The organism is Bradyrhizobium sp. USDA 4516 (assembly GCF_054055915.1).
Map to the genome: position 1 here is coordinate 1575464 of NZ_JBSRXT010000001.1, position 10977 is coordinate 1586440.

General features: G+C 64.7%; 11 protein-coding genes. 5 read left to right on the forward strand and 6 right to left on the reverse strand.

The features are described from left to right. Positions 1 to 219: 219 nt before the first annotated feature. The 4 genes from ACVI1L_RS07410 to ACVI1L_RS07425 all read left to right on the forward strand — a co-directional run bounded on the left by ACVI1L_RS07410 (position 220) and on the right by ACVI1L_RS07425 (position 4728). Positions 220 to 1263, forward strand: coding sequence for a C-terminal binding protein (locus ACVI1L_RS07410; protein WP_229192585.1), 1044 nt, complete (start codon positions 220 to 222; stop codon positions 1261 to 1263). A 144-nt stretch (positions 1264 to 1407) separates the two neighbouring features. Next, positions 1408 to 2754, forward strand: coding sequence for an ABC transporter substrate-binding protein (locus tag ACVI1L_RS07415; RefSeq protein ID WP_069276553.1), 1347 nt, complete (start codon positions 1408 to 1410; stop codon positions 2752 to 2754). A 128-nt stretch (positions 2755 to 2882) separates the two neighbouring features. Beyond that, positions 2883 to 3839 (forward strand): carbohydrate ABC transporter permease, encoded by a 957-nt coding sequence (locus ACVI1L_RS07420; RefSeq protein WP_137479049.1) that lies wholly within the window; start codon positions 2883 to 2885, stop codon positions 3837 to 3839. A gap of 46 nt (positions 3840 to 3885) precedes the next feature. Then, positions 3886 to 4728, forward strand: coding sequence for a carbohydrate ABC transporter permease (locus tag ACVI1L_RS07425; RefSeq protein WP_016840579.1), 843 nt, complete (start codon positions 3886 to 3888; stop codon positions 4726 to 4728). Between the two features lie 197 nt (positions 4729 to 4925). On the opposite strand, the gene ACVI1L_RS07430 is transcribed toward ACVI1L_RS07425, so the two are convergent. The 6 genes from ACVI1L_RS07430 to ACVI1L_RS07455 form a co-directional block, all read right to left on the reverse strand. Beyond that, positions 4926 to 5747, reverse strand: a complete 822-nt coding sequence (locus ACVI1L_RS07430) for a TonB family protein (protein ID WP_456782596.1) — start codon at positions 5745 to 5747, stop codon at positions 4926 to 4928. 3 nt (positions 5748 to 5750) lie between these two features. Next, positions 5751 to 6197 carry a TonB system transport protein ExbD gene (gene exbD / locus ACVI1L_RS07435; protein WP_076829938.1) on the reverse strand — a complete coding sequence of 149 codons (447 nt, stop codon included), beginning with the start codon at positions 6195 to 6197 and terminating at the stop codon, positions 5751 to 5753. 3 nt (positions 6198 to 6200) lie between these two features. Next, the gene (exbB, locus tag ACVI1L_RS07440; protein ID WP_456782597.1) at positions 6201 to 6938 is read right to left on the reverse strand and encodes a tonB-system energizer ExbB; all 738 of its coding nucleotides are present in this window, start codon (positions 6936 to 6938) and stop codon (positions 6201 to 6203) included. 225 nt (positions 6939 to 7163) lie between these two features. Further along, entirely contained in the window at positions 7164 to 7688 is a 525-nt protein-coding gene (gene hutX / locus ACVI1L_RS07445; RefSeq protein ID WP_456782598.1) for a heme utilization cystosolic carrier protein HutX, read from the reverse strand. Next, positions 7685 to 8017, reverse strand: a complete 333-nt coding sequence (locus tag ACVI1L_RS07450) for an antibiotic biosynthesis monooxygenase family protein (protein WP_021080657.1) — start codon at positions 8015 to 8017, stop codon at positions 7685 to 7687. The genes hutX and ACVI1L_RS07450 overlap by 4 nt, the downstream gene beginning before the upstream one ends. Positions 8018 to 8164: 147 nt before the next feature. Next, complete coding sequence (locus tag ACVI1L_RS07455; RefSeq protein ID WP_456782599.1) at positions 8165 to 10510, reverse strand: TonB-dependent hemoglobin/transferrin/lactoferrin family receptor; 2346 nt, start codon at positions 10508 to 10510, stop codon at positions 8165 to 8167. 252 nt (positions 10511 to 10762) lie between these two features. Between ACVI1L_RS07455 and hemP the strand changes: the two genes are divergently transcribed. Continuing rightward, a complete protein-coding gene (gene hemP, locus ACVI1L_RS07460) occupies positions 10763 to 10969 on the forward strand; it encodes a hemin uptake protein HemP (protein ID WP_057015592.1) in 207 nt (68 codons plus the stop codon). Positions 10970 to 10977: the final 8 nt, after the last annotated feature.

Here is a 10977-nt window from a genome sequence, read left to right on the forward strand (position 1 = left end):
CGTAATGTGAGACCCTTTACCTGATGGTTACGGAGGTTCCCCGTAGAAGCCCGGAGAATCAGGCCGCGGACCAACCGGCAATTGTGGAGAGAACAGCGCGGCTCGCGTACAAGCATGGGAAGGCAGCGACCCAGCCGCGCTCCAAGAAGCAAGAAGAAGCAAGATCAAGAAGCAAACCAGCAAGAAGCAAGAACAGCAGACTCACATCAGGAGCAGACAATGTCGAAATTCAGGGTGGTCACGCCGAAGGGCGCGAGCTTCACGGTCGCCGGCGGCGGCTACGATTATGAGCGCGAGGCGCTCGATCCGATCGGCGCCGAGATCATCGAGGCGCCGGCCAATGAGGCCGAATTCATCGCCGCTGCACGCACCGCGGACGCGATCTACGCCAAGGGCATGCCGATCACCAAGGCGGTCATCGACGCGCTCGAGAATTGCAAGGTGATCACGCTCGGCAGCGTCGGCGTCGACTCGGTCGACGTCAAGGCCGCGACCGCCCGCGGCATCCCTGTCACTAACATCCCCGACACCTTCATCGAGGAGGTCGCCGACCACGCTATGATGCTGCTGCTCGCCGGCTTCCGCCGCCTGATCGAGCAGGACAAGATGGTGCGCACCGGCCGCTGGGCCGAGGGCCGTCCGGCGCTTTTGAAAATTCCGCGGCTGATGGGCCAGACGCTCGGCTTCATCTCGTTCGGCCGGGTCGCCCGCGCTGTCGCCAAGCGCGCCGCGCCGTTCGGCCTCAGGATGGTGGCCTACGATCCCTTCATCCAGGAAACCCTGATGTACGACCACGGCGTGATCCCCTCGACGCTGTCGGAGGTGCTGTCTCAGTCGGATTTCGTCTCGATGCACGCCCCGGCGCGGCCCGAAGTGCACCACATGCTGACCGAGAAGCATTTTCGCCAGATGAAAAAGTCGGCGATCTTCATCAACACCGGCCGCGGCGCCACGGTCGACGAGGAATCGCTGATCAAGGCGCTGCAAGAGGGCTGGATCGCCCACGCCGCGCTCGACGTGCTGGAAAAGGAGCCGCCGTCGCACAACAATCCGATGCTCGGGATGGACAATGTTACCTTGACCGCCCATGTCGCGTCGGCGTCGGCACGTTTTGACGAGGCGCGCAAGCGCCGGGTGGGCTACGAATTGTCACTAGTGCTGCAAGGCATGTGGCCGGTAAGCTGCGTCAACCCGTCGGTGCTGCAAAACACCGCGTTGCGCCGCTGGCAGCCCGTCAGCATGGATCGCGGTCCGAACAGCTAGGGCGGGAATGCGTTTTTCGTGCGGGGCCCGTCTCTTGCGGGCCCTTTGCGCGGCTGGCGCCGAGACCAAGAGACCTTCACCGGCGGCCAAACGCCGGGAAGGAAAAAACAACAACGAAACAATAAGAACGGGAGTGCGAACGACATGAAGTACGAGATCACGCGTCGCGACGCGCTGGTGCTGGGGGCTTCCGCGGCGGCGCTGGCGGTCACCGGCGCTTCGGCGCAGGAGGCGTCGAAGGTGAAGGCAGCCGACGTGGCGGCGCCGTCGCTGCCGATCGAAAAGGACGCCACCTTGCGTATGCTGCGGCCGGTACGCTTCGTCCAGGCCGACGAGGACGTGTTCCGCGCCAATGCCAAGAAATTCACCGACAAGACCGGCGTGGAGATCAAAGTCGACTTCGTCGGCTGGGAGGACATCAACCAGCAGACCGCCGTGACCTCGAACTCCGGCGCCGGCCCCGACATCATCATCGGCTTCGGCGACGCGCCGCACATCTATATCGACAAGCTGATCGAGCTGACCGATGTCGCCGACTATCTCGACAAGCGCTATGGCGGATGGCTCACGCTGGCGCGCCGGTACGGCATGCGCTCGAAGTCGAAGAGCTGGGTCGGCCTGCCGTTCGGCGCCTCGGGCGGCCCGCTGGTCTACCGCAAGTCGCTGGTCAACGCCGCCGGCTTCGACAAGGTGCCGGAGGACCACGCCGGCTTCCTCGAACTCTGCAAGAAGCTGAAGGCGGCCGGCAAGCCCGCGGGCTTCGCACTCGGCAACGCGGTCGGCGACGGCAACGGCTTCGCCAACTGGCTGTTGTGGTCGCACAACGCCGCGCTGCTCGATGAGGAAGGCAACATCATCATCAACAGCAAGGAGACGATCGCGGCGCTGAAATATCTGAAGGAACTCTATCCGACCTTCATCGCCGGCACGCCGTCCTGGAACGACGTCTCCAACAACCGCGCTTACTCGTCGCAGGAGATCGGCCTGACCGCAAACGGCGTCTCGCTGTATTTCTCGCTGAAGAACGATCCCGCGACCAAGGCGATCGCCGACGACACCGCGCATCAGTTCCTGATCAAGGGGTTGGCTCCCACCTCTCCGATGTCCGGCCTGACCTTGAACGCAATGGTGTTCAAGCACAGCAAGTATCCCAACGCCGCGAAGGCGTTCCTGCAGTTCATGCTCGAGCACGAACAGTACGAGCCGTGGCTCAACGCCAACTCCGGCTACTGGTCGCAGCCGCTGGCGGCCTATGCCGACGCCGCGGTGTGGTCGAGCGACCCCAAGGTCGCGATCTTCAAGGACACGATGCGGAGCCCCTACTACAACGGCTACAAGGGGCCGATCTCGACCGCGACCGGCGCCGTCAACGCCGACTATGTGCTGGTGCAGATGTGCGCCTCGGTCGCGACCGATGCCGCAACGCCCGAAGCCGCAGCCGCCGAAGCCGAACAGCGCGCCAAGCGGTACTTCCGGCGGCAGGGCCGGTAAGATCGACCTCAAGCCGCTGTCATTCCGGGGCGATGCGTAGCGTCGAATCCGGAATCTCGAGATTCCGGGTCTGGTGCTAACGCACCATCCCGGAATGCCCCTGGAAGTCGGACCGAGACAAGAACCTGATGTCTGTCACCACCCTCCCCTCACGCGGCGCGGCGCTGCACCAGCCGGGCTGGCTCGCGCGCCTGTTCGACTACAAGCCGTTCCTGATCGTGATGTGCCTTGCGCCCGCGATCGGCCTGCTGCTGGTGTTCCTCACCTATCCGCTGGGCCTCGGCATCTGGCTTGCCTTCACCGACACCACGATCGGCCAGCGCGGCATCTACATCGGACTTGAGAACTTCCAGTATCTGCTCAAGGATCCGTTGTGGTGGAACGCGGTGTTCTATTCGATCTTCTACACCGCGGTTGCAACCTTTGGAAAGTTCGCGCTCGGCTTCTGGCTGGCGCTGCTGCTCAACAACCATTTTCCGTTCAAGAGCCTGATCCGCGCCATCGTGCTGCTGCCGTGGATCGTGCCGACGGTGCTCTCCGCGCTGGCGTTCTGGTGGATCTACGATCCGCAGTTCTCGATCATCTCCTATCTCCTGGTCGACGTGCTGCACTGGCGCGACAGCAATGTCGACTTCCTCGGCTCGCCCTGGCCGGCGCGGTTCTCGCTGATCGCCGCCAATATCTGGCGCGGCATCCCGTTCGTCGCGATCTCGCTGCTGGCGGGGCTGCAGACCATCTCGCCCTCGCTCTACGAGGCGGCGATGCTCGACGGCGCCACCTCCTGGCAGCGCTTCCGCTACATCACCTTCCCGATGATGATGCCGATCCTGGCGATCGTGATGACGTTCTCGATCATCTTCACCTTCACCGACTTCCAGCTGGTCTACGCCATCACCCGCGGCGGGCCGGTCAACTCGACCCATCTGCTCGCGACACTGGCGTTCCAGCGCGGCATCGCCGGCGGCGAGCTCGGAGAGGGTGCCGCGATCGCCGTCTCGATGATCCCGTTCCTGGTGTTCGCAACATTGTTCAGCTACTTCGGCCTCGCGCGCCGCAAATGGCAGCAGGGAGAAGCCAATGACTGACGTTGCAGCCCAATCCTCCAACGTCGCCAGCGCCACGCCCGATACGATGGCGTGGGACTCCCGCGCCCGGCGCGTGGTGATGATCTATCTGCCGCTCGCCTGCTTCATCCTGATCCTGCTGTTTCCGTTCTACTGGATGGCGGTCACCTCGTTCAAACCGAACGCCGAGCTGCTGAACTACAAGGAGCACAATCCGTTCTGGATCACCTCGCCGACGCTCGCGCATATCAAGCATCTGTTGTTCGACACGGCCTATCCGCGCTGGCTGAAGACCACCATGCTGGTCGCGATCGGCTCGACCTTCCTGTCGCTGTTCGCCTCGACGCTCGCCGCCTACGCGATCGAGCGGCTGCGCTTCCGCGGCAGTCCCTATGTCGGCCTCGGCATCTACCTCGCCTATCTGGTGCCGCCGTCGATCCTGTTCATTCCGCTCGCCACCGTGATCGTGCAGTTCGGCCTGTTCGACTCGCCGCTGGCGCTGATCCTGGTCTATCCGACCTTCCTGGTGCCGTTCTGCACCTGGCTGTTGATCGGCTATTTCAAGTCGATCCCTTACGAGCTCGAGGAATGCGCGCTGGTCGACGGTGCGACGCGGTTGCAGATCCTGTGGCGGATCACGCTGCCGCTCGCGGTGCCCGGCCTGATCTCGGCCGGCATCTTCTCCTTCACGCTGTCCTGGAACGAGTTCATCTACGCGCTCGCCTTCATCCAGAGCGGCGCCAACAAGACGGTGCCGGTCGCGATCCTGACCGAGCTCGTCACCGGCGACGTCTACCAGTGGGGCGCGCTGATGGCCGGCTCGCTGCTCGGCTCGCTGCCGGTCGCGCTGTTCTACTCGCTGTTCGTCGACTACTACGTGTCGTCGCTGACGGGGGCGGTGAAGGAGTAACGGAGCTTCCGGCGTATTGAAGCGAACTCAATCTATCCCCGTCATCCTGAGGAGCGCGAAGCGCGTCTCGAAGAATCGACGGCCAGCAGCCGGGCCGTGCATCCTTCGAGACTCGCCCAGCGGCGCAAGTGCGCCGCAAGGCTTGCACCTCAGGATGACGGGAATAGATGTGCGGCCTCTCTCAATGAGGTCGCGCACTACCGCGGCACGAACGCGACCGGCACGGAAAAGCCCATCGAGCCCTGCGTGATCTCGGACGGAAACGCCGGAAACGGCTGGGCCTGGCGCACCATCGCCAACGCGCGCGCGTCGAAGGTCGGATTGCCGGAGGAGCCGCCGAGATGGCTCGACAGCACCTGCCCGCCGCGGCCGAGCGTGAACACCAGGCGGACCACCCCGCGCTGGCCGTTGCCGCCTGCGGGATAGGAATGGAAGCGCAACAGATGCGCGCGGACGCGGGCGTTATAAGCGGCGATCGCTGACGCGGCTGCGCCGGCGCTGATCGCGGATGCTGCCGGCGCCTGCCGTTCGGCGCGGCTTGGCGCGATGGTGCGCGGTGCCGGGGTTGCCTCGGACGGCTGCTTTGCTTCCCGACGAACCACTTTCGGCTTGACCGGTTCGACCTTCGTCTCCGGAACGACTTTCGCGGGCTCGGGTTTCGGCGGCGTGATCTGCGGCTTCTGTTCCGGCGGCGCGACGACGTCGGGCTTCTCCTGCATCGGCGTCGGCGCGATCTCCTGCGGCACTGGCTGCGCGGCGGCAGGCTCCGGCGGCGACGCGTCGGCCTCCTGCATTGCCGGCCCCGGCGGCAGCTCGGTCTCCGAAATCTCCGGCGCCGAGGTGATCGGCGTCAGATCGACCAGCACCGCCGGCACCGCAACGCCGGGCGGCGGCGCCGGGACCCAGCTCATGCCAACCGCGAGCACTGCCGCATGCGCCGCCAGGATCACAGCCACCGACAGGCCCCAGCGCCGCAGCCAGATCTCGCCGCCCGCATCATGAAGCGCGTACGCATTCATGGATCAGCTACGCCCGTCGAGGCCAACCAGCGCAATCTTGAGATAGCCGGCGTTGCGCAGCAGGTTCATCACCTCCATCAGATCGCCATAGCTGACCGCCTTGTCGGCGCGCAGGAAGATGCGCTCGTCCTTCCTGCCTTGTGTGGCGCCATCGAGCGTCGACGTCAGCGTCTCGCGCGCGATCACGTCCTCGCCGACCGCGACGGAGAGATCGGACTTCACGGTGACGAACACCGGCTTGTCCGGCCGCGGCTGCGGCTCGGCGGTCGAGGCCGGCAGATCGACGCCGAGATCGACGGTCGCGAGCGGCGCCGCCACCATGAAGATGATCAGCAGCACCAACATCACGTCGATGAACGGGGTGACGTTGATCTCATGCGCCTCGACCAGATCGTCGTCGCCACGACGCCGGCCGCCGAATGCGCCGCCAGTGCCAAGCTTCGCGCCCATCGCCTACTCCGCAGCGCGTGCCAGCCGGAACAGGCTGCGATCGCCCTCGCGGCTGACCAGCAGCATCACCATGGCGGAGGCGTCGCCGAGCAATGCGCGGTAGGACGCGATCGAACGGGTCAGGTGATTGTAGATCACGACCGCCGGGATCGCGGCGACCAGGCCGAGCGCGGTCGCAAGCAGCGCCTCGGCGATGCCGGGCGCGACCACCGCGAGATTGGTGGTGTGGGCCTCGGAGATGCCGATGAAGGCGTTCATGATGCCCCATACCGTGCCGAACAGGCCGACGAACGGCGCGGTGGCGCCGATCGTCGCCAATACGCCGGTGCCGCGCGCGATCTGCCGCGACATCGCCGCCTCGACCCGCTCCAGCCGCAGCGCGATGCGCTCCTTGAAGCCGTCGTCGAACATCCCGCCGGACAGCGCAGCCTCGCGCGAGGCCGATTGCACGATCTGCGCTACCGCATCGCTGCCGTCGCGGCTCGCCTGCTCGACCTCGGCAAGCTGGGTGTCGCGCTCAAGGAGGCCGATCCGCTGCCGGGCGAGCGCGGTCTTGCGGCGGATCTCGACGGTCTTGGCGAGCCAGATCGTCCAGGTGACGAGCGAGGCGAAGGCGAGCCCAACCATCACCGCCTTCATGACGATGTCGGCGCTTTCGAACATGCCCCAGGGCGAGAGGTTGCGCGGCAGCAGTGCGGCGTCGGATGCGGCAAGGCTACTGCTTGGGAGAGATGCAGTCACGACCGCAATCAACTGGACGACGATTGATAGCTGGCTACTTCTGCCAAACGTGCGAATTAGCATACTCACCTCCAACCGCATCTCACCTCGCCCCGCCTGCGGGGAGAGGTCGGATCGCATCGCAAGTTGCGAGCCGGGTGAGGGGGACTCTCCACGAGCACGGTGCCCGGAGGGTCCCCTCACCCCGACCCTCTCCCCGCAAGCGGGGATAGGGAGAAGAAATCTTCAGCCCGCGTTCGGTGCGAGGCGGTCCGCCAGCGCATGAAAGCGCACCAGCTGATCGCTACGCAGCGCGCGCGTCTCGTCGCGGCCGACGAACACCTTGAACATGATGCCGCCGTCGCGATTGATGAAGGCGATGAACGCCGACACCTTGCCCATGAAGGGCCGCTCGACGAAGGCAATCGCCGCGCAGCGCTCGTGCCTCAGATGGCCGTGCAGACCCTTCGGCTGCATCAGGTTGAAATAGCCGCGGCCGACCTCGCCGCTCGGAATGGCGCCGGTGAACTCGAAGATCGCGTCATCGGTGTGCACGATCAGCGTCACCTCGCCCCATTCCGCGATGTCCTGCATCGCGGCGGCGAACTCCCCGGCGCCGATCCGCACCATGCCCTTGGGGAGTGCCTCGAGCACCGCGCGCGGCGTCACCTTGCGCTCACGCGCAACGTCCTCGATCACAGCGCCGGGATTGTCGGCCATATAGGCCTTCAATCCCGCAAGCTCCGCGTTCTGCACGGCCGTCTCCGTCATGCCGGGCTCTTCGCGCGCTCGGTGATCAGCACCTCAAAACCCTCGAATTTGGGATGGCCGAGATAGAGGCTGCCGCCGGTCTCGTTGCCGGCGCGCGAATGGGCGCGGCGGAACGCATCGGATTTCGTCCAGTCCTCGAACGCCGCCTTGCTGGCCCAGACGGTATGGGTCGCATAGAGCGTGTGGTCCTCGGCCTCGGGGCCCTTCACCAGATGAAATTCGATGAAGCCCGGCAGATCGCCGAGATAGGATTCGCGCGTCTTCCAGACCGTCTCGAACGCCTGCTCCTTGCCCTTGATCACCTGGAACCGGTTCATTGCGATGAACATGAAAACTCTCTCCTGTTTGACGGCGGATGCCCGGATCCTGCCGGTTGATCTCGTTAATAACATGAACGCGCCAAGGAATACGCCAAGGCCGCGCTGGGGGCATCAGCGCGGCCGGAGCAACCTGGATGGAATGATCGGCGTCTCGCGTTACGCTCCACCTAGGTGAATCCTGAGTCCGGCCTTGTAAACGGTGCCCGGACCGGGGCTCGAGAACAGCACGTCGTTCTGCGTCGTGCCGTCGGTCGAGGAGCCCGGGATCGCATAAGGCCGGTAGTACTGGTTCAAGAGGTTGTCGACCGATGCCGTGAAGGTGATGTCCTTGGTGGCGTTCCAGGTCAGATAGAGGTTGACGAGCTCGTAGCCGGTCGAGGGCAGATAGCCCGCCGGCAGGTCGTTGTTGGCGCCGAACGAGGACCATTGCGCGGCAACGATCAGCGAACGGTCGAGCAGGCGGACGCCGCCCGTCGTCGTCACCTTGCGCGGCGTGATGGTGGCGAGCCCGACATTGGTCTGGGTGTTCCGGCCGCGCATCAGATGGCCGGCGACGCCGACGAACCAGTCGCCTGCATCATACATCGTCTCGAGCTCGAAGCCCTCGATGCGGGCGTGGGCGATGTTCTGGTACTGGTAGAACTGGCTGAACCGCCCGAACGGCGTCAGGGTCGGCGCCGAGGCGACGAGGTCGATATAGCCGTCGACGTCGTTACGGAACACGTTGACCTTGCCGCGGAACGAGTCGCTCGCGGTGAAGATGCCGTCATATTTCAGGTTGATGCCGGCTTCCTTGTTCTTGCCGACCTCCGGCCGCAGCGCTGCATTGGGCAGGAAGCAGAACAGGCCGCTGGTGCCGTCAGGGCAGTTGAACAGCGCCGGCCCGCCGCCGGTGGCGTGGCCGCCCGCGATCAGCGTCTCGGTGATGGACGGCGCGCGATAGCCTTCGGCATAGCTCGCATAGGGCGTGAAGCCGGCAACCGGCGTGACGCCGAGCGTGATCTTCGGCGACAGCCGGTCGCCGCTGGTCGTGGTGTTGATCGAATTGAGTTCGTAATGGTCGTAGCGGACAGCGCTGATCAGCTCGAGCCAGGTCGAATAGTTCTGCTTCAGCTGCACGAAGCCGCCGGACACGGTGCGCTGGCCGCCCGGCGTCGTAATGTTGGAATTGCCGCGCGAATCGAACGTCTCGACATCGTCGCGGAAGGCGTCGAAGCCGTAGGTCACGGCGTTGCGCCAGTCGCCGAAATTGAAGCGCGAGGTGTTGTTGACGTCGACACCAACCGTATCCAGCAAATAGCCTCGCTTGTCGCCGACGCAGCCGGAGATGTTGTTGCCGGGATTGGCGAGCGTGCAGACGCCGCCGCCGGTGGTGATGCGGTTGTTGTAGGTCTTGACCTGGTCGTTGTCGGTGCGGTTGCCGTAGACCGAGATGTTCCAGTCGAACAGCATGTCGTCGGGCTTGGAATATCGCCAGCTCAAGGTACCCGTGTAGTTCTTCGCGTCGGAAGCGTAGACCGAGGAGCCCGCGATTGCCGCCAGCGGCGCCGCCGTCGTGGTCGGGCCGCGGTTCGGCTGACCGATATTGTACTGGTAGTCCTGGAAGATGCCGCCGATCTTGAACTCGTGGCCTTCGGCCGGGCGGAACGTCACCTTCATCAGGCCGGCCGCGATATCGTTGCCGGTGTTACTGATCTCGGTGCCCGCGCCGTCCTTGTAATTGCCCTGGGTGCGATAAACCGCGCCGCCGAACACATCGACATTCGGATCGACGCGTACACCGCCGAACACTGAGCCCATGCCGCGGTCCTTGTTGGTGCCGTAGGAGCCCGACATGTCGACACCCCAGCGCTCACCGGGACGCACTACGTCGTCGATGTCCTTGGTGCCGAATGAGACCACGCCGCCGATCGCGCCGGAGCCGTAGATGTTCGCGGTCGGGCCGCGCACCACGTCGACGCCGCCGATCAATTCGGGATCGAGGAAGAACGAGCCGTTGGCGTTGTGGCCGGTGCGCTGATAGTTCTGCCGCGCGCCGTCGACGACAACAGCGACACGGCCGAAATCCTGCAAGCCGCGGATGTTGATGACGGTCGCCGGATCGTCGCCGCGCTCCTGAACCGAGACACCGGGCACGTTGTAGAATATGTCCGAGAGCCGGTTCGGCTGCAGGCCCTGGATCTTCTCCAGCGTGACGGAGCTGACCGGCGCCAGCGCATCGATCGCGCGCTCCTCGGTCTTGGAGGCCACCGCCGTGATGGTGTCGAGCGATTGCACCGGCACCGCGCCGATCTGCGCCCGCGCGTTCATCGCCGCCGGCGCCGCCTGAGCTTCGGCCGCCGGCTTCGGCTTCCGCTTGGCCTGCTTCGGCCGCTCGGTCGAAGGACGCGCCGCCGACGGATCGGCGGTCTGCGCGAAGCCGCGTTCCGGCAGTGCTGCCACAAATGAAAATACCGACGCGCCCAAAATCAGGGCGCGCGAAACCCTAGCCCCGTCAGCCATTCTAGCCCCAGCCTGATCATCGCTTTTCTGGTTTGGCTGGCGTGCGCTCTCTGACGAGCGGCTTGCTGGCTACATCGCGATCAAGCCACCGCTTGCATCGCGTGAGGATTGGTTACGAGCCGGCAACAAAACGGTCAAGAATGCGGCGGCGCTGTTTATATCGATTGTAAAGTGCGGCCGTTGGAATGCGCCTTCGCCCGCTTATACAAGCAAACACCATTTGAAAATTTTTCGCAGGCGCAGCACCACAATATGTCCGCAGCTTCCGAAGACAATATCGACGCAGCCGGAAAGCAGACCGAGCCTGCATCCGGCGCGGCCAAAACGCTGATCATGCGCGGTAATCGTCTCGACAGCCGCGACCTGTTCGCTGCGGAGCGCGAGATCATCATCATGCACGGCGAAGAGCATTACCGGTTGCGGCTGACCTCGCAGAACAAGCTGATCCTGACCAAGTGACGGCCCCG

Coding starts and splice junctions, on each gene's coding strand:
- ACVI1L_RS07415 (WP_069276553.1), top strand. CDS start 1,408: ATGAAGTACGAGATCACGCGTCGCGACGCGCTGGTGCTGGGGGCTTCC.
- exbD (WP_076829938.1), bottom strand. CDS start 6,197: ATGGGCGCGAAGCTTGGCACTGGCGGCGCATTCGGCGGCCGGCGTCGT.
- ACVI1L_RS07430 (WP_456782596.1), bottom strand. CDS start 5,747: ATGAATGCGTACGCGCTTCATGATGCGGGCGGCGAGATCTGGCTGCGG.
- hemP (WP_057015592.1), top strand. CDS start 10,763: ATGTCCGCAGCTTCCGAAGACAATATCGACGCAGCCGGAAAGCAGACC.
- ACVI1L_RS07410 (WP_229192585.1), top strand. CDS start 220: ATGTCGAAATTCAGGGTGGTCACGCCGAAGGGCGCGAGCTTCACGGTC.
- ACVI1L_RS07450 (WP_021080657.1), bottom strand. CDS start 8,017: ATGTTCATCGCAATGAACCGGTTCCAGGTGATCAAGGGCAAGGAGCAG.
- ACVI1L_RS07420 (WP_137479049.1), top strand. CDS start 2,883: ATGTCTGTCACCACCCTCCCCTCACGCGGCGCGGCGCTGCACCAGCCG.
- ACVI1L_RS07425 (WP_016840579.1), top strand. CDS start 3,886: ATGGCGTGGGACTCCCGCGCCCGGCGCGTGGTGATGATCTATCTGCCG.
- ACVI1L_RS07455 (WP_456782599.1), bottom strand. CDS start 10,510: ATGGCTGACGGGGCTAGGGTTTCGCGCGCCCTGATTTTGGGCGCGTCG.
- hutX (WP_456782598.1), bottom strand. CDS start 7,688: ATGACGGAGACGGCCGTGCAGAACGCGGAGCTTGCGGGATTGAAGGCC.